Annotated in this window: 17 protein-coding genes; 13 read left to right on the forward strand and 4 right to left on the reverse strand. The window is 70.0% G+C overall.

All coding sequences use genetic code 11. From position 1 onward, the window contains the following. Nucleotides 1–87 precede the first annotated feature (87 nt). Nucleotides 88–1197: a TlpA disulfide reductase family protein gene (locus G4D83_RS43980; RefSeq protein WP_163870951.1), complete on the forward strand. Its 1110-nt coding sequence runs from the start codon at nt 88–90 to the stop codon at nt 1195–1197. 303 nt (nt 1198–1500) lie between these two features. On the opposite strand, the gene fdhA is transcribed toward G4D83_RS43980, so the two are convergent. Continuing rightward, entirely contained in the window at nt 1501–2697 is a 1197-nt protein-coding gene (gene fdhA / locus G4D83_RS43985) for a formaldehyde dehydrogenase, glutathione-independent (protein WP_163870952.1), read from the reverse strand. A gap of 262 nt (nt 2698–2959) precedes the next feature. Here fdhA and G4D83_RS43990 point away from each other — a divergent pair, with 262 nt between their 5' ends. Beyond that, the gene (locus G4D83_RS43990) at nt 2960–4840 is read left to right on the forward strand and encodes an RICIN domain-containing protein (RefSeq protein ID WP_163870953.1); all 1881 of its coding nucleotides are present in this window, start codon (nt 2960–2962) and stop codon (nt 4838–4840) included. Nucleotides 4841–4858: 18 nt separating this feature from the next. Here the strand turns inward: G4D83_RS43990 and G4D83_RS43995 are convergent, their stop codons facing one another. Continuing rightward, a complete protein-coding gene (locus tag G4D83_RS43995; protein WP_163870954.1) occupies nt 4859–6319 on the reverse strand; it encodes an RluA family pseudouridine synthase in 1461 nt (486 codons plus the stop codon). Between the two features lie 266 nt (nt 6320–6585). Here G4D83_RS43995 and G4D83_RS44000 point away from each other — a divergent pair, with 266 nt between their 5' ends. The 10 genes from G4D83_RS44000 to G4D83_RS44045 all read left to right on the forward strand — a co-directional run bounded on the left by G4D83_RS44000 (nt 6586) and on the right by G4D83_RS44045 (nt 18985). Further along, the gene (locus tag G4D83_RS44000) at nt 6586–7059 is read left to right on the forward strand and encodes a chemotaxis protein CheW (RefSeq protein WP_163870955.1); all 474 of its coding nucleotides are present in this window, start codon (nt 6586–6588) and stop codon (nt 7057–7059) included. Then, a complete protein-coding gene (locus G4D83_RS44005) occupies nt 7056–8846 on the forward strand; it encodes a CheR family methyltransferase (RefSeq protein WP_163870956.1) in 1791 nt (596 codons plus the stop codon). The genes G4D83_RS44000 and G4D83_RS44005 overlap by 4 nt, the downstream gene beginning before the upstream one ends. Further along, complete coding sequence (locus G4D83_RS44010; RefSeq protein WP_163870957.1) at nt 8846–9448, forward strand: chemotaxis protein CheW; 603 nt, start codon at nt 8846–8848, stop codon at nt 9446–9448. Before G4D83_RS44005 ends, G4D83_RS44010 begins: the two co-directional genes overlap by 1 nt. Beyond that, complete coding sequence (locus G4D83_RS44015; protein WP_163870958.1) at nt 9445–11088, forward strand: methyl-accepting chemotaxis protein; 1644 nt, start codon at nt 9445–9447, stop codon at nt 11086–11088. The genes G4D83_RS44010 and G4D83_RS44015 overlap by 4 nt, the downstream gene beginning before the upstream one ends. Next, complete coding sequence (locus G4D83_RS44020) at nt 11088–13328, forward strand: hybrid sensor histidine kinase/response regulator (protein ID WP_163870959.1); 2241 nt, start codon at nt 11088–11090, stop codon at nt 13326–13328. The genes G4D83_RS44015 and G4D83_RS44020 overlap by 1 nt, the downstream gene beginning before the upstream one ends. Beyond that, nucleotides 13325–14386, forward strand: a complete 1062-nt coding sequence (cheB, locus tag G4D83_RS44025; protein WP_163870960.1) for a chemotaxis-specific protein-glutamate methyltransferase CheB — start codon at nt 13325–13327, stop codon at nt 14384–14386. Before G4D83_RS44020 ends, cheB begins: the two co-directional genes overlap by 4 nt. A 100-nt stretch (nt 14387–14486) precedes the next feature. Then, nucleotides 14487–16175, forward strand: coding sequence for an ATP-binding protein (locus G4D83_RS44030; protein WP_205522860.1), 1689 nt, complete (start codon nt 14487–14489; stop codon nt 16173–16175). 34 nt (nt 16176–16209) lie between these two features. Beyond that, nucleotides 16210–17691 carry a potassium/proton antiporter gene (locus G4D83_RS44035; RefSeq protein ID WP_163870962.1) on the forward strand — a complete coding sequence of 494 codons (1482 nt, stop codon included), beginning with the start codon at nt 16210–16212 and terminating at the stop codon, nt 17689–17691. 57 nt (nt 17692–17748) lie between these two features. Further along, on the forward strand, nt 17749–18597 hold the full coding sequence (locus tag G4D83_RS44040; protein ID WP_163870963.1) for a helix-turn-helix transcriptional regulator: 849 nt from the start codon (nt 17749–17751) through the stop codon (nt 18595–18597). A gap of 25 nt (nt 18598–18622) precedes the next feature. Continuing rightward, nucleotides 18623–18985, forward strand: a complete 363-nt coding sequence (locus tag G4D83_RS44045; protein ID WP_163870964.1) for a VOC family protein — start codon at nt 18623–18625, stop codon at nt 18983–18985. Between the two features lie 56 nt (nt 18986–19041). Here the strand turns inward: G4D83_RS44045 and G4D83_RS44050 are convergent, their stop codons facing one another. Next, nucleotides 19042–21468: an arylsulfatase gene (locus tag G4D83_RS44050; RefSeq protein ID WP_240357163.1), complete on the reverse strand. Its 2427-nt coding sequence runs from the start codon at nt 21466–21468 to the stop codon at nt 19042–19044. A gap of 98 nt (nt 21469–21566) precedes the next feature. Beyond that, nucleotides 21567–21995 (reverse strand): helix-turn-helix domain-containing protein, encoded by a 429-nt coding sequence (locus G4D83_RS44055; protein ID WP_163870965.1) that lies wholly within the window; start codon nt 21993–21995, stop codon nt 21567–21569. Between the two features lie 75 nt (nt 21996–22070). On the opposite strand from G4D83_RS44055, the gene G4D83_RS44060 reads away from it, so the two are divergent. Then, entirely contained in the window at nt 22071–22931 is an 861-nt protein-coding gene (locus G4D83_RS44060; protein WP_163870966.1) for a class I SAM-dependent methyltransferase, read from the forward strand. The last annotated feature ends 809 nt before the right edge of the window (nt 22932–23740 follow it).

A 23740-nucleotide genomic window follows, 5' to 3' on the forward strand; every position in this document is an offset into this window, starting at 1 on the left:
AATCAGGCAAGGGTGCGCGAGCATCGGGCAGGCCTCGATTCGCTCCGCTGCGTAGGGTCGTCACGACTCAAACCAAGGCGAGTATCGATGACGAGCGAGATTCGAGTGATTCATGAAGCGCGGGACACGCGCCTCGTGGGCGTGACGGTCGACGGCGACAGCCTCTGGCTGGACAAGGAGGACTTCGAGCGTGCCACCGGCTGGCAGTGGAAGGCCGTGGGCCTGTGTCGAGACGACACCTGTATGCCCATTCCGCGTGGCGGCCCGAAACTGGTCGACGGAGACCGCATCGATGCGGCGGGCGTGTGGCGGCATGCGGGCTGGCCCGTCGTACAGAGTCGCTCGGGGACGCTCTGGGTGCTCGGAGAGGGCGCATCGCGCCGTGCCGCCGCGTTGACCTCCCTGGATGCGCCCGACTTCGCGTTGCCCGACCTCGACGGGCGGCTGCATCGGCTGTCCGACTACCGGGGCCGCAAGGTCTTCCTCGTCACCTGGGCCTCGTGGTGTGGCTGCCGAGGAGATTTGCCCGTCTGGCAGTCGCTCCACGAAACCGCCAAGGCCCATGGATTCACGGTGCTGGCAATCGCGCTGGACCAGCCCGACGCGGCCCGGCCTTGGATTGAGGCGGCATCCCCCAGCTACCCGTGCCTGATTGACCGCGACCACCTCACCGCCGAGCTCTACAACCTCGTCAACGTGCCGCAGGCCGTCTGGATTGACGAAGCCGGACATCTGGTGCGGCCACCCGAGGCCGCGGGCATGACGGATGGCTTCCGCGCGATGGAGCGGAAGAGTCTCTCCATGCCGGAGGCGGCGAGAGAGGCGCGTGACCGAGCGAAGGCGGCATATCTCGACGCCGTGCGCGACTGGTCCGTCCGTGGCACTGCGAGCCCGTACGCCCTCGATGCGGAGGGTGTCATGGCGCGGCTGACCGTTCCCGACGCGGCCATCGCAGAAGCCCACGCGCGCTTCCGCCTGGGCCAGGCACTGCTGCGCGACGGGCAGGCCGATGAGGCCGCGGCCGAGTTCGCCGAGGCGACCCGGCTGCACCCAGCGTCCTGGGCGCTCTGGCGACAGACGGCCGAGAAGAACGCGAGCGGACTGGCAGTGGGCGAGGCTTTCTGGCGGCGGGTCGACGCGCTGGGCGACCGGCACTACTACGCGCCGGTCGACCTGGCGGAGCGTCAGCGAGACTAAGCAGGTAGCCACAAGTTCCGAGACGAGTGCAGGCGCCTTGCCTGCTTCCGCCCTGCCCCGGATTCGTTCAGGAACATCTGGCGACTGACTTGGGAGCGCGGCTCCTCACGACCCCACCCGCCAAGGGCCGCGACACACACGGCCGCCCCGCGCGGGGCATCTCGCCTCCAGCGCGCGGCGTTCCCAGGCATGAGTCACCCGAGGAGCGCCGCGCCTTGTGCCCCCGCCCGCGCGGGATGGCGACAGCACGGGCGGAAGACACGAGGAGTCCACCCGAGTCCTCCTCACCGGACTCAGTCGGACTTACTTCTTCTTCAGCATCCCGTGCGGGTCGATGACGAACTTGCGCGCCACGCCCGTGTCGAACTCGTGGTAGCCGCGCGGCGCATCGTCGAGCGAGATGACGGTGGCATTGACGACCTTCGCGATGGGCAGCCGTCCGTGGAGGATGGCCTGCATGAGCTGGCGGTTGTAGCGCAGCACCGGCGTCTGGCCCGTGTAGAGGCGGTGCGACTTGGCCCAGCCCAGACCGAAGCGCATGCGCAGGTTGCCCTGCTTCGCGGCCTCGTCCTTGGCGCCCGGGTCCTCGGTGACGTAGAGGCCAGGAATGCCGATGCCGCCCGCCGCGCGGGTAATCGTCATCAACGAATTGAGCACCGTGGCCGGCGCCTCCGTGGAGGACTGGGCGCCATGGCCGCGCGCCTCGAAGCCCACCGCGTCCACGGAGGCATCCACCTCCGGTACGCCGATGACGGCTTCAATCAGCTCCTCCAGTTTGTCGCTCTTGGTGAGGTCGATGGGCTCGAAGCCCGAGGCCTTCGCGTGCTTCAGGCGCTCCGGATTCATGTCGCCCACCATCACCACCGCCGCGCCCAACACGTGCGCGGAGGCCGCCGCCGCGAGCCCCACCGGACCGGCGCCCGCGACATACACCGTGGAGCCCACGCCGACGCCCGCCGTCACGGCGCCGTGGAAGCCCGTGGGGAGGATGTCCGACAACATCGTCAGGTCGAGAATCTTCTCCAGCGCCTGCGCCTTGTCGGGGAAGCGGATGAGGTTGAAGTCCGCGTAGGGGACCATGACGTACTCGGCCTGGCCGCCCACCCAGCCGCCCATGTCCACGTAGCCGTAGGCGCCACCCGCGCGGCCCTTGTTCACGTTGAGGCACACACCCGTCTGCTGCTCACGACACGTGCGGCAACGACCACAGGCGACGTTGAAGGGCACGGTGACCAGGTCGCCGACGCTCAGGTACTCGACGTCCTTGCCCTTCTCGACGATTTCTCCGGTGATTTCATGGCCGAGCACCAGGCCCTTCGGCGCCGTGGTGCGCCCGCGCACCATGTGCTGGTCCGAGCCGCAGATGTTGGTGGAGACCACCTTGAGGATGACCCCATGCTCGATGGACTTCCCCTCCGGATTCACCATCTTGGGATACTCGATGGTGCGCACCTCCACCTTGCCGGGACCGAGATAGACGACGCCGCGATTGCTGGGCATGAGCGGACTCCTCCATTGCGGCCCGGCCGCGCGCCGCGCCGCGTGCAAAGTCCGGATAAGGCTGGGGACCCTCCGCCCCACCGGCACGCAGCGGCGTGGGGGCCATGAAGGGTGTGCCTTCCCGGCTGCCCTCCATCGCTTCAACACGGGCTGGGTTCTTCCTCCCAGCCGCGACTTTGAATTTCAGACAAATCTCGAATTACATTGAAGACGGCAAGTGGCTTCAAGAGACTGCGGACCCCTCGCTGTCGGAGTCCTCCGCATGTCCCTGCCGTCTTTGTCGTCGCTTCCGGCCGCCGTGCTCGTCGCGTCGGTGCTCGCCGCTCCCCATGCGCTCGCGGCGGGCGAGTCCGTCCAGGTCCATCTCACGACGACGTCCGGCAGCACCCTGGCCAAGAAGCTGAGCCTGGAGGCGAGCAGGACGTTCGGCCCGGAGAGCAACACGGCCCTGGTCATCGACGTGAATGACGGCGTGACGTACCAGACGCTCGACGGGTTCGGCGGAGCGCTCACGGACTCCTCCGCGTGGCTCATCCATGGCTCGCCGCACCGCGCGGCCATCATGAGTGACTTGTTCAGCGTGAGCGCGGGCGCGGGCTACAACCTCATCCGTCTGCCCATGGGCTCGTCGGACTTCGCGCGCAATCACTACACGTACGACGACACCTGCTGCGACTTGAATGACTTCTCGGTGGGACACGACGCGGCCTACATCCTTCCGCTGCTCCAGCAGGCCCGCGCCATCAATCCCGAGGTGAAGGTGCTCGCCGTGCCGTGGAGCGCCCCGGCGTGGATGAAGTTCAACAACTCGCTGCTGGGCGGCGGCTACCTGCGCAATGACCTCTACGGCACCTATGCGCAGTACTTCGTGAAGTTCGCGCAGGCCTACGCCGCGCAAGGCGTGCCACTGCATGCGTTCAGTCTCCAGAACGAGCCGCACAACGCGAACGGCAGCTACGCCACCATGCAGATGGAGTCGAATGACCAGGCGGTGTTCGCCTCGCAGCACCTGCGCCCTGCCCTCAACGCGGCGGGCTTCAATGGAGTGAAGCTGCTCGCGTGGGACCACAACTGGCACGACGGCGCGGGCCCCGCCGGCTTCCCACATGAGGTCATGGCCTACAACAACGGACAGGCCCAGTCCTCCGTCGCCGGGGTGGCCTATCACTGCTACGAGAGCCCCGAGGGCAGCTACACGGTGCAGTCCGCCTTCCACGACGCCTACCCGTCCAAGGAGGTCCACTTCACCGAGTGCACCGGCGGCGCGTGGGCGACGAACGCCGCGGCCAACCTGGAGTGGGCGCTCCAGAACAACCTCTTCGGGCCGCTGCGCCACTGGGCGCGCAGCTCCGTGTACTGGAACCTGGCGCTGGACCCCAACCACGGCCCGCGCGTGGGCGGCTGCGCGGACTGCCGGGGCATGTTCACGGTGAACAACGCCAACGGCACGTACACCCGCAACGAGGAGTACTACGCGTGGGCACACCTGGCGAAAGTCGTGCGCGCGGGGGCGGTGCGCATCGGCGCCACGTCACTCGGCAACAACAGCATCGAGACGCTGGCCTTCCGCAATCCGGATGGCTCGCACGCGCTCATCGCCCTGAACTCCAATGACGGGAGCACGCTCACCTTCAAGGTCCGCTGGGCGGGACAGGCCTTCGACTACACGCTGCCGCCGCGCTCGGTGGTGTCGTTCTCTTGGGGAGGTAGCTCGGGTGGCCCGTGGTACCGGCTCGTCAACAAGGCCACCGGCAAGTGTCTGGATATCATCGGCCCGTCGGCGACGGACGGCACCGGGCTGCACCAGTGGGCGTGCCACGGAGGGACGAGCCAGCAGTGGGCCCTCCAGGCCACCGACGGTGGCTACTCACGGTTGGTATCGCGCTACAGCGGCAAGGCCGTGGACATCGCCGATGCGAGCACCACGGACGGCGCACGCGTCCAGCAGTGGAGCGTGGCGCCGGGCTGGAATCAGCAGTTCAGGGCCGTGGCCACCAGCGGCGGCTTCCACCGCTTCGAGGCGCGCCACAGCGGCAAGGTGCTCGACGTGAGCAACTGCTGGACGGCCGGCGACGGCGCGCTGCTCCAACAATGGGTCTGGGCATCCAACGACTGCCAGCAGTTCCGGATGGAGGCGCAGTAGGACGCGCGTCGCTGTTCGTCAGAACGGCGCGGGCGAGGAGAAGTCCAGCCGTTCTCCGGAAGCGGGATGGATGAAGCCCATGCTCTCGGCGTGAAGCATCAATCGCGTGTCTTCGATTCCGAAGCGCGCGTCACCGACGAGGGGAAGGCCCAGCCCCAACGGATGCGCTGCATGGATGCGAAGCTGCATCGTGTGGCGCGTCCGGGGCCACAGCAACACGCGGGTGCGCGCGTCGCTCCGCTCCACGACTCGCCACTCCGTCAGGGCCTGCTTGTGGTGATTCAGGCCCGCGAGCGTTTCGAGGGTTCCTGAGGTAGTGCCTCGCAGGGGCACGTCGATGCGGCCCTGCTCGGCGGAGAGGAGTCCTTCGACCCAGGCCACGTGCCGGTGCTCGGCTTCGCCTCGCGCGAGCTGTCGCTGGAGCGCGGACTGGGTGGCGGTGTCCCTGGCAATCACCTGGAGCCCCGACACTTCCGTCTCGAGTTCGTGGACGAAGCGCGCGGCGGTCAGGTCCGGGAAGCGCGACTGGAGCAGGACAAGCACCGAGTCCCGCGTGGGGGAATGACGCCCTGGCACAGACGGCAGGCCGTGGGGCTTGTCGACGATGAGCAGCGCAGCGTCCTCGTGCAGCACGCGGACGGTGTCCTCGTCGCCGGGAGTGGAGGGCACCACCGGCGCGGGGTCCACCTCCATTCCCTCCAGCATGAACGGCAGCACCGTTCCGCATTTGTTGTCACAGGCCGGGTAGTACGCGCCTGACTGACGGCCTCCTCCGAGCGGCTCGGCGCCCCACCAAAACTCCGCGAGCGCCAGGGGCTTCCACCCGTGACGATAGGCGCACGCGAGCAGCTTGGGCGCCGCGCAGTCTCCGGCGCCTCCCGGCGGAGGACGCGGCGCGAACAACGCGGACATCGAGCGGTGCCCGCCTCTCGCGTTGGGGACCTCGAAGCCCACGGACAGTTGTCGCCACAGGGAACGGGAACGCTCGGCCCGCTCGTGCGCGACCTCACGCCTGAGTGCTTCGAGCGCTCTCAGCTCCGCTTCCCGACCCTTGGGTTGTCGGGCGACCCAGGCGGCCTGTTCCTTCAGCGCCTCGTATCGCCGCCCCAGCTCCGCCAGCTCGGCCTCTCCCGCAGGCCAGAACGCGGCGCGTGCCACGGGGTCGAACAACGGTGGCACGAAGCCCTCCACCTCCCAGGCGCCCCCCAACATCCCGGAGAACGCGCACAGGTACCCCAGCCGTCCCCCCGGTGTCGCGACGACCAGCACCCCGAACATCTTGCCGCCACCCGGGCTCCACAGCTCCTCCCACCGCGCATGCTCGCGCCGCAGACGCTGTTGCAGCGACTCCGCGGCCATCCTGGCCAGTCGCACCGGAGGGCCTGAATCGAACGGGCTCGGGAGACGCGCCGGCACCTCGCCGGGGAGCGGCGGTGCGTCGAAGGACAGCGGAGTCTGTGAGTAACGCGCCTCGCTCACGGTGATACCTGGGCCGGCATCTATCAGGTCCGGCTCCCCGCGTGCGGCGTGTCACGGCTCGAGCAGGTGCCTCCCAAGCCAGGTCTCCCCGGAGCCGAGCGGACCCAGGGCGCTGGGGAACGGCCGACTCCCGCGGCTTTCCGCAAGCCGAAAAACATGTATCGCGACAGGGGACTCCCCGCGCCAGTGGGGACTGGTGGACAGACGCCATGCGGGGACCACGCCGGGTTCGACAGCCCGCAGGACAGCGTCTATGTCCCTCCTACATGGCTCCCGCTCCGCGAGAAGTCCTGCTGTTCACCCTGGAAGGTCAGCGCTACGGCCTCCCCATGGAGGACGTGCGAGAGCTGATTCGCGCCGTGCGATTGACTCCGCTGCCCCGCGCCCCCGATGTCGTGGAGGGACTGCTCAACCTGCACGGCCAGTTGCTCCCCGTGCTGGACCTGCGCCGCCGCTTCCGGCACACCGCCCGCCCCCTGTCCGCGTTCGACCACATCATCATCGCCCAGGCGGGCTCGCGGCAGGTCGCCCTGCGCGTGGACCGCGCCGAGGGCCTGCGAGTGCTCGCACCGGGCGAGTGGGACGAGACGCCGGGCGAGCTGCCCGGCGTGGGCTATGTGGCGGGCGCCGCGAAGCTGGAGGACGGACTGGTGCTGGTCCATGACCTGCGCGGCTTTCTCTCCGAAGCCGAAGCGCTGGAGCTGGACGCGGCGCTCGCCGCTCCGCCGGAGCGCGCGTGAGACAAGGGCCGTGGAGCCATGAGGGCTTCCCCGCCGTGCTCGCCCTCGTCGAGGAGCGCGCGGGCCTGGCGCCGCCGAGCTGCCCCGCCTCCGCCGAGGAAGGCATCTCCCGCGCCATGGCCCGCGCCGGCCTGAGTGACTTCGACGAGTACCGCGCGCGCATCACCTCCGACTCCGCCGCGATGGATGACCTCCTCACCGAGCTCACCATCGGCGAGACGTACTTCTTCCGCACCCCCGAGCACTTCGAGTTCCTCCGCCGCGTCGTGCTGCCCGAGCTCCGTGAACGGCATGGCCCGGACTACACCGTGAAGATGTGGAGCGCGGCCTGCTCCTCCGGCGAGGAGCCGTACTCGATGGCGGCCCTGCTGATGAACGAGGGCTGGGGCGAACACATGGCGGTGTATGCCACTGATGTGTCTCGCACCGCGCTCGCTCGGGCTCGCCGCGCGCACTACGGCGAATGGTCCCTTCGGGGCCCGTGGGCCGAGCGGATGCGGGTCCACCTGCGGCCCGAGGGTCGACAGTACGTCCTGTCTCCCGAGGTGAAGCAGCGCGTGCGGTTCAACTACCTGAACCTCGCGCTCGATACGTGGCCTTCGCCCGAGTCGGGCATCTGGAAGCTGGACGTCGTCTTCTGCCGCAACGTCCTCATCTACTTCAACGGCTCCACCATCGAGGCCGTGGCTCGCCGCCTCCATGCGTCGCTGGGTGAAGGAGGGGTGCTCTTCACCGGGCCCTCGGACCCGCCGCTCGGGGGACTCGCTCCGCTGGAGCCCATCCTCACCGAATGGGGCGTGTTCTACCGACGCCTCCCGCCCGGCACCACCGTGGCCGTCCCCGATGCGTCGCTGTTCGGTGACCGGGGACGGATGACGGCGCCTCCCGGCGGCACGGCCTCCGAGGAGATGGGTGCCACACACGGAATCGGTGCACGCACCGCGACGGAGAGCGGCGCTGCTGGCCACGCGCGCTTCGGCTCGGGAACAACCGTGGGAGGCGCGCCGGGCTCGGCGTCCGGGCTCGGCTCGGGCACACCCGGCTTTGCTCCTGGCTCGGGCACTGCTTCGGGCGCTGGCGCGAACGCGCCCGGCTCAGGTTCGGCTGCTGGTGGTGGCACGAGCAGGCCTGGCTTCGCTCCAGGTTCGGGCACCGCTTCGGGCGCTGGCACGAGTACGCCGGGCTTCACGCCTGGCTCGGGCGCGGCTTCAGGCGGTGGCTCGGGTGCGCCGGGCTTCGCTCCTCGCTCGGGCACGACGGGCGCGGCTTCCGGCCCCAGCCCCTCCGAGCTCGCCGCGGCCCGCCGCGCCCTGGACAGGGGAGACTGGCGCGAGGCCGCGCTTCGCATGGGCGCGCTGGATGCCGACCCCGACACGGCCACCGCCGCCGTGCGCTCCATCGCGAACCTGGACGCACAGGCCGCCATCTACGCGAGCGCCGAGGCCGCCTCCCGCCATCCGCTCGTCCCCGGCCTGCGCTACCTGGAGGCCCTGCTCCTGCTGGGCCAGGGACGCCTGCCCGACGCCGAGCGCTCCGTCCGTCAGGCCCTCTACCTGGAGCCCACCCTCGCCGTGGCATGGCTCGTCCTGGGACGCGTGCTGCGTCGACTCGGCGACACCGAGGGCGCCCTCAAGGCCCTGCGCGAAGCAGAAGCCCTCTGTAATGCCCTTCCTCCCGAAGCCCCCCTCCCGCTCGCGGAGGGGGAACTCGCCCGGGACCTTGCTCGCGCCGCACGCGACGAGCGCCTCCGCATGGAGCTTCCCCTGACTGAAGGCAAGACCTCCTGATGGCCGGACCCCAAGGAATGAACTGGGAGCACATCCGCGCGCGACTCGCCGAGCTCGAGTCCTCCCGTGAGGCGGAAGGCGCCCTCACCCCCGAGGAGGAGGCCGCGCTGCTCGACGAGCGCGCCCGCGCGCTGAGCCGCCCTCCCGCGCCCGACGTCGCCCCGGGCACCCTGCGAGAGGTGGTGCGCTTTCGCGCCGCCGGCCAGACGTACGCCCTGGAGTCCCGCTTCGTGCTGGAGGTCGTCCGCAGCGTGGACGTGGTGCCGCTGCCCGGCGCGCCTCCGGCCTTGCGCGGGCTCACCCTGCTCCACGGCGAGGTCCTCCCCGTGGTGGAGCTGGCACCGCTGTTCGGCCGCCCCCCGATGGACAGCCCGGGGCCCCTGCTGGTGCTGGGAACGAACCGGCCCGAGCTGGGCGTGCGCACCGAGGAAGTCCACGAGGTCACCCAGGTGTCGAGTCAGGACCTGCTGCCCGCCCCCGCGGGCCCCGCCGGCGAGCTGGTGTTCGCGGCGGACAGGACGGGAACACTCATGCTGGAGGGCGAGGCACTGCTGGGTGACAGTCGCCTCGTGTTCGATTTGTCCGACGAAGGAGTCGTATGAACATCGGGAACCGCATCACGATCGGCTTCGGACTGTCGTTGATGGTGTTGCTCGTCCTGGCGGCCGTCGCCTTCCAGGGCGCACGTCAACTGAATGAGACCACTGAAGGGCTGCTCAAGGCCCACGAGAACTTCCGCCTGGTCCGCGAGGTGCGCGCCCTGCTCATCGACGCGGAGACGGGCCAACGCGGCTTCCTGCTCACGGGCGAAGACCCGTACCTGGAGCCCTACCAGTCGGCCCTCGCCTCGCTCCAGCAAGACATCAACATGCTGCGCGACGCCATGGCCCCCTTCCCCGAGCAACGCAACCGCATGGTGCGCCTGGAGCCGCTGGTGACGGGCCGCCTGGCCCTGCTCGAGGAGGGCATCCGCCAGCGCCGCGAGAAGGGCCTGGAGGGCTCGCTGGTCATCGTCCGCAACAACCGGGGCAGGCAGTTGATGGACCAGATTCGAGATCTCATCAACGAGATGCTCGCGGAGGAGCAGGAGCGGTGGACGGAGCACTCCGAGGCCGCCGAGTCCTCCGCGCGACAAATCATGTGGGTGCTTGGCATCTGCACCGTCCTGGGTCTGCTCATCGTCTCGGCCGGCAGCTACGTGGTCACCCGCAGCATCACCGTCCCGCTGCGCAAGCTCATGGAGGGCACCGAGAAGCTCGGCGCGGGCACCCTCACCCATCGCATCGACATCCGGGGCAGCGACGAGACGGCGGAGCTGGCGCGCGCCTTCAACACCATGGCCGAGCGCCGCCAGCAGTCCGAGGCGCAAATCGCCAAACAGTCCGAGCAGCGCGAGCACACGCTGCGCACCGTGGCGGAGTTCGTCAATCAGCTCGCGGGCGCCAGCTCCGAAATCCTGGCCAGCACCACGGAGCAGGTGGCCGGAGCGCAGGAGCAGGGCAGCGCGGTGACGGAGACGGTGAGCACCATCGAGGAAATCACCAAGACGTCCGAGGAGGCCGCCGGCCGCGCGCGCAACGTCAGCGAGTCCGCCCGTCACGCCGAGGAGGTGGGCCGCAGCGGGCGGCGCTCCGTGGAGGAGGCCGTCTCCTCCATGGGCACCGTGCGCGAGCAGGTGGAGTCCATCGCCTCGCGCATCCTCGCCCTCGCCGAGCAGGCGCAGGCCATTGGCGACATCATCACCACCGTCAATGACATCTCCGAGCAGACGCACATGCTCGCGCTCAATGCCTCCATCGAGGCCAGCCGCGCCGGGGAGAACGGCCGGGGCTTCGCCGTGGTCGCCGCCGAGGTGAAGGCGCTCGCGGACCAGTCCAAGAAGGCCACCGGGCAGGTGCGCCAGATTCTGGGACAGATTCAGAAGGCCACGCACGGCGCGGTGATGACCACCGAGGAAGGCACCAAGAGCGTGGCGACGACCACGCGCATCGTCGCCGAGGCGGGCTCCACCATCCAGACGCTGTCTGATCTGCTCGCCCAGGCGTCGCTCACCGCCGCGCAAATCGCGGCCTCCGCCAACCAGCAGGCCACCGGCATCGCCCAGATTCGCCAGGCGATGCATGACGTCAACCAGGCCACCCAGCAGGGCCTGATGTCCTCGCGCCAGACGGAGCGGGCCATGCAGGACATCAACTCCATGGGCCAGAAGCTCAAGAACCTGCTCGAAGAGTACGGGCGCTGATGGACCGCGACAGGCTCGCCCAGGCACTGCTGGCCACGTTCCTCGAGGAGCTCGAGGGGCACGTGGCCTCGCTCAACCGGGACCTGCTCGCGCTGGAGCGGGAGCAGGGCACGTCGCGCGCCGCCGAGCGCGTGGCCTCGCTGCTGCGCACGCTGCACAGCGTGAAGGGCGCCGCGCGCGCGGCCAGCGCCATGCTGGTGGAGACGGCGTGTCACCGGCTGGAGGAGGTGCTGGAGCCGCTGCGCGACGGGCGCACCGCGGCGCCGGAGCTGTACGAGCTGTGCTTCTCCACCGTGGACGCGCTGGACGACGCGGGACGGCGGCTCGCCACGAAGCAGGAGCTGACCGGCTCTCCGCTGGAGAAGCTGCTGCCGGACCTGGAGCGCGCGGCGGGCCCGTCCGAGGCGACGACGCGTCCGTCCGCGTCCTCCGACACGGCGCGCACCGGGAGGACCCGGACGACGGAGGACACTCGCGCGGCGAGGACCTCGACATCGGAGCCCGCGCGCGCGGCCGAGCCCTCGCGCGCGGCCGAGCCCTCGCGTGCGGCCGAGCCCTCCGCGCCGGAGCACGCGCCCGTGGGCCCCGCGGTGGAGACGACGCTGCCGGTGCGGGTGTCCGCGCAGAAGCTGGACGCGCTGCTGTCGCGCAGTGGCGAGCTTCGGGTCGCCTCGCTGCGACTCGAGGGACGCACGGAGACGCTGGAGGGCGTGCGCGAGGAGCTGGCGCGCATGCGCGAGGCGGTGCAGGGCACCGAGGCCGAGGGCTCGCTGCGCAAGGCCGAGAAGGAGCTGGCGCGCGTGACTCGCGAGCTGGCCGCGGACCAGCGGACCTTGAGTGGCGTGGCCACCGGCATGGACGACGAGGTCCGCCGCGCGCGCACCCTGCCCTTCCTGGAGGGCTGCGAGGGCCTGGTGCGCGCCGCGCGCGACGTGGCCCGCTCCGAGGGCAAGAAGGCGCGGCTGGAGGTGAACGGCGGCGCGCTGGAGCTGGACCGCTCGCTGCTCCAGTCCCTGCGCGAACCCATGCTCCACCTGGTGCGCAACGCGGTGGCCCACGGAATGGAGTCCCCCGAGGAGCGGGTCCGCGCGGGCAAGCCCGAGGAGGGCCGCGTCGCGCTGTCGGCCCGCCTGCGCGGCAGTCGCGTGGAGGTGACGGTGGAGGACGACGGGCGCGGGTTGGACGTGGGAGCGCTGCGCGCCCGCGCACAGGCCCGGGGACTCGACGTGCCCGAGGACGACGAGGACGCCGCGCGCCTCGCCTTCCACTCCGGCCTGTCCACCTCCACTCGCGTCACCGAGGTCGCGGGCCGGGGCGTGGGCCTGGACGTGGTGCGCACGGAAGTGGAGGCGATGCGCGGCACGGTGGAGGTGACCACCTGGCCCGGGAAGGGCGCGCGCTTCACGCTGGACGTGCCCCTCACGCTGAGCACCTTGCGCGTCCTGCTGGTGTCCGCGGGAGGACAGACGCTCGCGCTGGCCCAGGAGGGAGTGGCACGGCTGGTGCGGCTGGCGCCCGAGGAGGTGCGCGACGTGGAGGGCCGCCCGACGTGGGTGGCCCCGGACGCGCTGGTGCCCCTGGCCTCGCTGGCGGACGTGCTGGGGCTGACTCCGGGTCCTCCGCGTCAGCGCCGGAGCGCGGTGGTGCTCGCGGCCGGCACCGCGCGGGCCGCGCTGGTGGTGGATGAAGTCCTGGAGGAGCAGGAGGCGCTCGTCCGGGCGCTCGGCCCCCGGGTGCGCCGCGCCCGCCATGTGTCCGCGGCGGCGGTGCTGCCGGACGGGCGGCTGTCGCTCCTGCTCAACCCCGTGTCGCTGGTGCGGGCCGCGGGAGGGCGTCCTTCCACGGCGCTGTTCCCCGCCCCGGCCACCCAGCGGGCGCGCCGGCGCGTGGTGCTGGCGGACGACTCGCCCACGACGCGCGCGCTGGAGCAGAGCATCCTGGAGGGCGCGGGCTACGACGTGGTGCCCTGCGCCGACGGAGCCGAGGCCTGGGAGCGCCTGCAGGCGGGCGGCGCCGACGCGCTGGTGCTGGACGTGGAGATGCCGCGCATGGACGGCATCGCCCTCACCGAGGCCGTGCGTGCCTCCCCGCGCTTCGCGCGGCTGCCAGTCGTCCTCGTCACCGCCCGGGGCCGCCCGGAGGACAAGGCGCGCGGGCTGCAAGCTGGCGCCAGTGCCTATCTTGTGAAAAGCGCCTTCGACCCCACGAGCCTGCTGGAGACCTTGAGACGACTGCTATGAGGACCGAACCGTTGCGCATCGTGGTGGCCGAGGACTCGCCCACCGCCCGCAGGCTGCTGGTGGAAATCCTCCGCGCCGACCCGGCGCTGAGCGTGGTGGGAGAAGCCAGGGACGGCGTGGAGGCGGTGGAGCTCACCCAGCGCCTGCGGCCCCATCTGGTGACGATGGACATCCAGATGCCGCGCATGGATGGCCTGGAGGCCACCCGTCGCATCATGACGGAGGTGCCCACGCCCGTCGTCGTCGTCTCCACGCTGGTGGAGCGCGACATCCAGACGTCCATGGCCGCGTTGCGGGCCGGCGCGCTCGCGGTGCTCCAGAAGCCCCTGGGCCCGGAGACTCCGGACTTCGACGCGGACAGCCGCCGCCTGCGCGACACCCTCAAGGCCATGGCCGAGGTGAAGGTCGTCCGCCGCTGGCCGGACCGGAGCACCCCGCATGCCACGCCCGCGCCCAAGCCCGCGCCCCGCGCGCAGACGTCGCGGACGGCGGTGGTGGCCCTGGCCGCGTCCACGGGGGGGCCGGCCGCGCTGTTCCGGCTCCTGTCGGAGCTGCCCGCGGACTTCCCCGCGCCGCTGCTGGTGGTGCAACACATCGCGCTCGGCTTCGGGCAGGGCCTGGCGTCCTGGCTGGCCACGGCCGGCCCGCTGCCCGTGCGGGTGGCGGAGGAGGGCGAGCTGCTGTTGCCAGGGCACGTCTACCTGGCGCCGGATGACCGGCACCTGGGCGTCCAGGACGGCCGGGCGCAGGTGTCCAAGGCGGCGCCCGTCAACGGCTTCCGCCCGTCCGCGACGTGGCTGTTCCGCTCGGTGGCGCGCGCGCACGGCTCGGAGGGGCTGGCCGTCGTCCTCACCGGCATGGGACAGGACGGCCTGGAGGGGGCGCGGGAGCTGAGAGAGGCCGGAGGCCGGGTGCTGGCCCAGGACGAGGAGTCCTCCGTCGTCTTCGGCATGCCTGGCGTCGTGGTGAACGCGGGACTGGCCGACGAGGTCGTCTCCCTGTCCGCCCTGCCTTCCCGGGTGTTGCTCGCCGTCCGGGCAGACACGCAGCCGGGGTGAGACACATTATCCAGTACTGAATCCTTGAGAGGGGCCTGACGGGTCCGGAATGGCCTTGGGGCCGAGCGATGTCAATATCCCGTCAGCCCCCCGCACCTCGATGAGTACCCACCTGCCTTCCTTCCTCGGCGCCTTCACGGCGCTTCCCGACCCGGCCTACGTGCTCGATGCCACGGGCCGCATCCTGGCGTGCAGCACATCGGGAGCGCGGGCGTTCGGCCAGGGGCCGGAGGGGCTGGTGGGCCGGCACTGGGGCGAGCTGGGCGTCCCCCTGGAGGATGCCGCGCGGTTGGATGCGGCGCGGGTGCAGGCCTCGACTCGCGGCGACGCCGTCACGGTGGAGCTGCCGTGGCCGGTGGACGCGGGGCTGCGCCGCCACGCCCTGGTGCTCACGCCGCTGCCCTCCGAGGGTGGCGCCCGCACCGTGCTGGTGACGGCGAGGCCGCTCACGGAAGCGGAGGCCGTGTACTCGCGCGCGCTGGAGCTGGAGCAGGCCGCGCGGGCCGAGGTCGAACAGGCCGAGCGCCGCCGCTCGTTCCTGTACCAGGCGATGACGACGCTGTTCACCCATCCGCCTGATCCGCACGGCATGTACACGCTGCTGGCGCACCTGGCGGTGCCGGACCTGGCGGACTGGTGTCTGGTGGACGCGCTGGAGCAGGGCCCCTTCGTGTCCCGCGTGGCGGTGGCGTGCCTGGACCCGACGCAGCAGGAGCGCGCGAGCGCGCTGCCCCAGCGAATCGAGAAGCGCGACGACGCGCCGGTGGGCTTGCTGCGCGTGCTGCGCACCGGGGAGCCGGAGCTGGTGCCCGCGGTGACGGACTCGCTGTTGCGCGCGGCGGCGGCGGAGCCCGCGCACCCCACCCTGCTGCGCACGCTCCAGGCGCGCTCGTACATGATCATCCCGCTGCGCGCGCGCGGGAACACGCTGGGCGCGGTGACGTTCGTCTCCTCGGGCTCCGGGCGGCGGTATGGACCGGATGACCTGGCGCTGGCGGAGGACCTGTGCCTGCGCGCAAGCCTGGCCATCGACAACGCGCGGCTGGTGGGCGAATCGCGCCGGGCCGCTCGGGCGCGCGAGGACCTGCTGGCCGTCGTCTCGCACGACTTGAAGAACCCGCTGGGCGTGGTGCAGTTGGGCGCGGCGCTGCTCCTGCGCGGGCCGGGCGCGCGGCCGGGTGGAGAAATCGTCACCAAGCAGGCCACGCGCATCCAGGACGCGACGGACCGGATGTCGCGCCTCATCTCGGACCTGCTGGACTGGGGCCGGCTGGAGGCGGGCGGGCTGCCGCTGGAGCTGGGTGAGCACTCGGTGGCGGGGCTCGTCGCGGAGGCGATGGAGTCCATCCGGCCTCTCGCGGAGGTCAAGGGACTGCACCTGCACCCCCAACCCCCGCCCGAGGACGTGCGCACCCGGTGCGACCGGACTCGCGTGCTCCAGGTGATGGGCAACCTCCTGGGCAACGCGGTGAAGTTCACCCCGGCGGGAGGGGACTTGGACGTGGGGGCCGTCGTGCGCAACGGCGAGGTGTGCTTCCACGTGAGGGACACGGGCGCGGGCATCGACGCCGAGGCGCTGCCGCACATCTTCGACCGGTACTGGCAGGCGCGCGACGCGGCCAGCCGGGGCACGGGCCTGGGGCTCGCCATCGCCAAGGGGCTCGTCGAAGCCCACGGCGGAAGCATCCACGCCCGGAGCACGCCGGGCGAGGGCAGCACCTTCTCCTTCACGCTGCCCCTGTCCTCCGCGACCCACTCCACCCGCACGTCATCGCGCGTGGACGCCTGAGTTTCTCCGGGGGCGAGTAGAGTCCTCCCCGGACATGCTCACCACCGAGCCGCTTCCCACCGCATTCCTGCTCGCCGTCTGCGGCGCGTTGCTCGCGCTCAGCGTGCTGTTCAGTCGCGCGTCCGGACGCTTCGGCATCCCCGTGGCGCTGCTGTTCCTGGGCGTGGGCATGTTGGCGGGCTCGGATGGGCCCGGCGGCATCGCGTTCGACAACTACAGCTTCGCCTTCCGCCTGGGCACGGTGGCGCTGGTCCTCATCCTCTTCGACGGTGGCCTCAACACGCCGCTGGCGGCCATCCACTCAGCGCTGCGCCCGGCGGCGGCGCTGGCCACGGTGGGCGTGGTGGCCACGGCCGCGCTGATGGGCGCGGCGACGCACTACCTGTTCGGCTTCGGGTGGACGCAGGCGCTGTTGCTGGGCGCCATCGTCTCCTCCACGGACGCGGCGGCTGTCTTCTCCGTGCTGCGAGGCAGCGGGCTGCACCTGAAGCGGCGGGTGGGCACCACGCTGGAGCTGGAGTCGGGGCTCAACGACCCCATGGCCGTCATCCTCACCATCGGCCTGACGCAGAGCCTGGCGAGCGGGAAGGCTCCCGGCTGGGAGCTGGTGGGAGCGGCGCTGGTGGAGATGGTGGTGGGCGCCGGCCTGGGCCTGGCCATGGGCTGGGGCGCGCGGCTGGTCCTCAAGCGCCTGCGCCTGCGCGTGGCGGGGTTGTATCCGGTGATGACGCTGGCGCTGGCGTTCCTGTCCTTCGGCCTGCCCACGCTGTTGCACGGCAGCGGCTTCTTGGCCGTGTACATCGTCGGAATCGCGCTGGGCAACGAGACCATCCGCTACCGCACCGGACTGTTGCGCGTGCATGACGCGCTGGCGTGGCTGTCCCAGGTGTTGATGTTCCTGGTGCTCGGGTTGCTGGTGTATCCGCGCAACCTCATCGACGTGGCCTGGGTGGGCCTGGTCCTGGGCCTCATCCTCGCCTTCGTGGCGAGGCCGCTGGCGGCGCTCTTGTGCCTGCTGCCCTTCAAGTTCCCCCTGGGGGAAATCGTCTTCACGGGGTGGGTGGGGCTGCGCGGCGCGGTGCCCATCATCCTGGCCACCTTCCCGGTGCTGTCCGGCACGGAGGGGGCGCGCGACATCTTCAACATCGTGTTCTTCATCGTGGTGGTGAACGGGCTGGTGCCCGGCGCCACGGTGCCGTGGGTGACGCGCAAGCTGGGACTTGCCGCCAACGTGCCCGAGCCGCCCCAGGCCGTGCTCGAAATCGCCTCCACCCAGCTCCTCAAGGGCGAGGTCAGCTCGTTCTACATCCACCAGGCCTCGGCCGTGGCGGGTGAGCGGCTGGCGGACCTGCCCTTCCCCCCGGGCTCCTCCGCGATGCTCCTGGTGCGAGGCCAGGAGCTCGTCGCACCCAAGGGCGACACCGTGTTCCAGCAGGGGGACCACGTGTATGTCATTGGCCACACCGAGGACCTGGCCCTGCTGCGGCTGCTCTTCGGCCAGCAGGAGGACGAGTAGCCCCGTCCGTGGCTTTCCATTGCCCGGGTACGGCCCCGCCATTAGCTTGGGCCGGCGATGCGGGCCTCGACCATCCTGGAGCGTGAGTCGATTCAGGTGACGGACTTCCGGTGCGATGCCGGCCCCGAGGACGCGCCCTTCGTCGAGCAGCACCGCGCCTTCTCCGTGGCCTATGTGCGCAAGGGCACCTTCTGCTACCGCACGCGCGGCGAGGCCTTCGAGCTCGTCGCGGGCTCGCTGCTGATTGGCCACCCCGGGGATGAGTACATGTGCTCGCACGAGCACCTCCGCGGCGATGAGTGCCTGTCATTCAAGCTGGCCCCGGCGCTGCTGGAGTCGATGGGACTTGCGCCCGAGGATTGGCGCAGCGGCGGAGTGCCTCCCCTGCCGGAGTTGATGGTGCTCGGGGAGCTGGCCCAGGCCACCGCCGAGGGCTCGAGTGATTTGGGGATGGACGAGGTGGGGCTGGTGTTCGCGGCCCGCTTCGCCGAGGTCGTCACCGGACGCGAGGACAAGGCACCCTCGGCGCGGCCCGTGGACCGGCGGCGCGTGGTGGAGACGGCGCTGTGGCTGGATGCGCACTCGCGCGAGGACATCGACCTGGAGGGCGCGGCGAGGGAGGCGGGGCTCAGCGCGTTCCACTTCCTGCGGCTCTTCTCGAAAGTCGTTGGCGTGACGCCACACCAGTACGTGCTGCGCTCCCGGCTGCGCCATGCGGCGCGGCTGCTCGCGGATGACTCGCGCTCCATCACCGACGTGGCCTTCGACGTGGGCTTCGGCGACCTCTCCAACTTCGTGCGCACCTTCCACCGCGCGGCGGGTGTGTCTCCCGGACGCTTCCGTCAGGCGGCCCGCGGCGAGCGCAATTTCCTCCAAGAGCGACTCGCCCCCCGCCCCGTACGGTGACGGCCTCTCTCACACAGAGGTCATCGTGTTCGACCACATCGGATTGAAGGTGAAGGACCTGGACGCCAGCGTGCGCTTCTACACCGCCGCGCTCGCGCCCCTGGGGTTTGGATTGTGCTCGCGGGACGACTCGAGCGCGGGCTTCGGCCCTCCGGGTGAGCCCGCGCTGTGGCTCTACCCCACGCAAGGCACGGCGGGGCCCGGCAGCCACCTGGCGTTCCGCGCCTCGCAGCACGCCGCCGTGGACCGCTTCCACGCCAGCGGACTGGAGGCTGGCGGCAAGGACAACGGGAAGCCCGGCGTGCGCGCCGACTACAGCCCCACGTACTACGCCGCGTTCCTGAAGGACCCCGACGGCAACAACATCGAGGCCGTCTGTCTGAAGTGACGCGAAGCGTGACGCTCCCGGCGCGGCGGGTCGGGAGCGTTGCTTGTTCCTTCGCGCTACTGCCGCATCATCTCGTGCTTGAAGCGGGCCTCGGCCTTCTTCGCCGGGTCCGCGTGGTCCGGGTGGAAGTCCGGCTTGAGGTCGAAGTCCACGCGCAGCACGCGGCCGGTGAAGCGGGAGTTGGACGGGTACTCGGGGCTCACCGCCGTGCCCTTGTCCCAGCCCACATCGAAGGTCTCATCCATCGAGTAGCCCACCGGCACCGTCCGGGGAATCGGAGCTTGCGCCACCTTCTTCCCGTCGACGTAGAGCCGCCCCGTGCCGCCCGCGCCGAAGGGCTCCGGTCCGGTCTTCTCGAACTCGTAGCGCAGCAGGTGCTTGCCGGGCTTCAGCGCCTCCTTGCCACGGATGTATGTGAGCTCGGGTCCGGGGAAGTTGTAGCAGAACACCGGCACGCCCTTCTTGAGGTACAGCGTGAAGCCCGCGGAGCTTCCACCGAGCGCGACGATGGGGCCATTCGCATCGCCCGCGGGCACCTCCACCTCCGCCGTCATCTCCCAGGAGCGGTTCTTCGTGTCCGGTCCGGCGAACTCCTGGATGCGCACGGCGCCCTCGTAATACGTCATGCGCTCGCGCTCCGCGTAGAGCCCCGCGCGGCCCAGCGCGCGCATCTGGAAACGGTCATCCAGCGGCAGCACCTGGTAGCGCCCCGCCTCCGCCCACCACATGCCCACCATCTCGATGAGCTTCTTCACCATCGGGTCGCTCAGGTTGGCCCTGTCGCGGCCCTTCATCAAATCGTTGGACTCGGTGGGGTCGTCCACCACGTTGTAGAGCTCCCAGTGGTCCTCGTCGAAGCTCCACCGCGCCTTGTTCTCCCACGGCTTGCGCCCGTGGTACGTCACGACCTTCCAGCCGTCGTGGTACAGGCCCCGGTTGCCGAGCATCTCGAAGTACTGGGTGGAGTGGTTGGTCGGCGCCTCCGCGTCGTTGAACGAGTAGTTCATCGGGAAGCCCTCGACGGGCGCCTGCTGCACCGTGTTGATGAAGCGGGGCTCCTCCACGCCAATCGCCTCCAGAATCGTCGGGACGATGTCGATGCAGTGGTGGTACTGCGTGCGCAGCTCGCCCTTGGCTTCGATGCCACGCGGCCAGTGGACGATGAGCGGGTTTCGCACGCCGCCGAAGTGCGTGTACTGCTTGCAGAGCTGGAACGGCGTGTTGCCCGCCATGGCCCAGCCCACCGGGTAGTGATTGTACGAGCCGGGCTGGCCGAACTGGTCGATGCGCGCGATATTCTGCGCCACCGTCTCCTGCGCGTTGTTCGCCACGGACTGCTCGTTGAACAGGCCCGTCAGCGTGCCCTCACCGGAGGAGCCGTTGTCCCCGATGAAGACGAACACCAGCGTGTTGTCGAGCTGGCCGGTGCGCTCCAGGAACTCCATCAGCCGGCCGAGCTGTGCGTCGGCGTGTTCGATGAAGCCCGCGTACAGCTCCGCCATGCGCGCGAAGAGGCGTTTCTCGTCGGCGGAGAGCGAGTCCCACTTCTGCACGCCCTCCAGCATGGGCGCGAGCTTCGAGTGTTCGGGGATGATGCCCAGCTTCTTCTGCTGGGCCAGCACCTTCTCGCGGTAGGCGTCCCAGCCCATGTCGAACTGGCCCTTGTACTTGTCGGCCCACTCGGGCGCGACATGGTGGGGCGCGTGCGCGCACCCCAGCGCGAGCCACGTCAGCCACGGCTTCTCCGGGTCCGCCGAGTGGTGCTGCGAAATCCAGCTCATGGCCCGGTCCACCAGGTCCGCGGACAGGTGGTAGCCCTCCTCGGGCGTAGCCGGCGGGTCGACGGCCTCGCGGTCCAGGAAGAGCTTCGGCTCCCACTGGTCGCAGTCGCCCCCGAGGAAGCCATAGAAGCGGTCGAAGCCGAAGACGGAGCCCGTGGGCCAGCGGTCATAGGGCCCGGCGATGGTCGTCTCTTCAGACGGCGTGTTGTGCCACTTGCCGATGCAGTAGCTGGTGTATCCGTGTTGATGGAGCATGGCGGGCACTCCCGCCTTGTCTTGCGGCTGACGGCCGTTGTAGCCGGGGAAGCCCGTGGCCAGTTCGGTGATGTTGGCCATGCCCACGGAGTGGTGGTTGCGGCCGGTGACGAGACAGGAGCGCGTGGGCGAGCACAGCGCCGTGGTGGTGAAGTGCGTGTAGCGCAGGCCCTGCCTGGCCAGCTTCATCAGCGTGGGCGTGCGAATCATGCCGCCGAAGGGCTCACACCAGCCGAAGCCGACGTCGTCCAGGATGACGTAGAGGATGTTGGGCGCGTCCTTCGGTGCCTTGGGCGGCATCGGGAAGGCCGGCTCGGATTCCTCGTACGTGCGACCAATGCGGCCCGGGAAGCGCTCTCCCTCCCGATAGGTCTTCATCGGCGTGTCCGCTTTCACGCCCCCGCCGCCACCGTTGGCGCCCTGCTTCTTGCGCTTGTCCTTGCTCATGCGGGCCTCCCAGGCACCGCCTGAAGGTGAAAGGGCGCGAGCGCTTCGGCATCGTCCCGGTGGCGCGGGCGTTCGAGGGAGCGGGCGGAGGGTGCGGACTAACGCCGTGGTTTCGGGGGTGTTCGCTTGCTTCGCGCGGCCGGCGCGGTGGAGCGCAGGATGCGGCGGAAGGTGGGGCACTCCAGGTGGCTGGGCGCGGGACAGACGGCGGCGTGGCGCAGGCCATCGCGCATGGCGCTGAGCTCTCGAATCGTCCTGTCCAGCTCGTCCGCCCGGGCCGAGAGCAGCTTCCGGTCCAGGCGCAGGCGTCCGTCCGGCGCGAACATGCGCGCGATGTCCTCCAGCGAGAAGCCAGCGGCGCGGCCCATGGCGATGAGCGACAGGCGCTCCAGTACGTCAGGAGCGAACAGTCGGCGCAGACCGCGCCGGCCGGTGGAGGACAACAGTCCCCTGGCCTCGTAGAACCGGAGTGTCGAGGCGGGAACGCCGGACCGCCGCGCCACCTCCGTGATGTCCAGGTCTCTCACCCGCTTGACCTCAAGTCGACTTGAACTGGCACAGTTGAGCTTCCGCTGCCTGAAGGCAAGTCGAAGGAGACACGCATGAGTGCCACGAACGCACCCGAGAACGAGCAGTCGAAGATGTGGAACGGCACCTCCGGGAACGCCTGGGTCGACCTGCGGGAGGTGCTGGATGGGATGTTCCAGCCGTTCGAGGACCTGCTCGTCGCGGCGGTGTCCCCGGACTCCGGAGGACGGGTGCTCGACATCGGCTGTGGCACGGGCGCGACCACACTCGCTGTCGCTCGGAAGCTGGGAGCCAAGGGGCGCTGTGTCGGCATCGATATCTCGGAGCCGATGCTCGCCGTCGCACGGGCACGGGCCGAGCAGGACGGTACGCCGGCGCGCTTCGTCCACGGCGACCCGCAGAGCCATGGGTTAGAGCCCGCGAGCTTCGATGTGCTCATCTCGCGCTTCGGGGTGATGTTCTTCGACGACCCGGTCCGGGCCTTCACGAATCTGAGAGGGGCCGTGAGGGAGGGTGGCGAGGTCAGGTTCATCGCCTGGCGGAGTGGCTCGGAGAATCCGTTCATGACCACGGCCGAGCGCGCGGCTGCGCCACTGCTGCCAGAGCTTCCCGTTCGGAAATCGGACGGGCCAGGGCAGTTCGCGTTCGCGGACCCGAGCCGCGTCCAGGCCCTCCTGGAGCAGAGCGGTTGGGCTGACGTCGAGCTGCGGCCCATCGATGTGAATTGCGCCTTCCCCGAGAAGGAGCTGGTCCGCTACCTGAGTCGGCTCGGCCCCGTGGGCTCGTTTCTTCAAGGGGCGGATGAGCAGACTCGCACGCGGGTTCTCGGCGCGGTGCGCGCGGCCTTCGAGACCTTCGTGCAAGGAGAAGAGGTCCGCTTCACCGCGGCCTGCTGGTGGATCTCCGCGCGGGCGCCGGCCACGTCAGTCGGCTAGCAGCCCAGGCTCGATAGCGCGCCACAGTCCGTGAAACCACCCACTCACGCAGAGTAAATAGACTCACTTGGGTGCAGTGCTGTTGCTCCTGTGACTCGGAGGCGTTGATGACTGCCTCCGTTTTCCTGGCCGGTGGCCAACCAGGTCACAGGCGGCCTCAACTCGTGACATGAATGGCTACAGGCATTCCGCAAGCCATTCCCTGCTCACAGCGACAAAGGCAATCAAATCCATCCCAGAGCGAGCGGCATGCCTGGTGCACCAACATTGAATCCTTCCCGGGAAGGAAGACCAACGTCACCCCCAATGCGAGGATTTGAATGCACCGGAATTGGACAGTGGGACTGGTTGCGACTGCTTTCTTTGGACTGACGGGTTGCCAGGGTGACTCCGTCGAGATGGACCCGGGTGCCCAATCAGCGGGGATGGCATCGGAGTGCTTCTTGCCCTTCAGTGGTATCAGCAGTTGCGCCGTGGGTGGCGCGAAGCTCAACAAGACAGACCAGGGGCTCGTCGTCACGGGACTCACTACCCCTGGGGCAAACGGCGTCTCCAGCAGCTTCGCGGGAGCCAAGACGTGGTCGCAGCAGGCGCTTGTGCAGGGCTTCGGCTCACTGACACTGACAGCCCATTACGGCGAACAGAGCGGCGGCAGCCTCCGAATCATTCGCGGAGACAATAGTGTTGCTGAGCGAAGTGGTTGATGGAGAGCGCGGTCGCGACGAGCGCGCTGGTTGCCGGGAAGGAATGTTGCAGGCCGCGCGGAGTCCAGCAGCGAGCCGGATGCTGGCACGCCACGCTGGGTGAGG

It is taken from the genome of Myxococcus eversor (assembly GCF_010894455.1).
GTDB lineage: Bacteria > Myxococcota > Myxococcia > Myxococcales > Myxococcaceae > Myxococcus > Myxococcus eversor.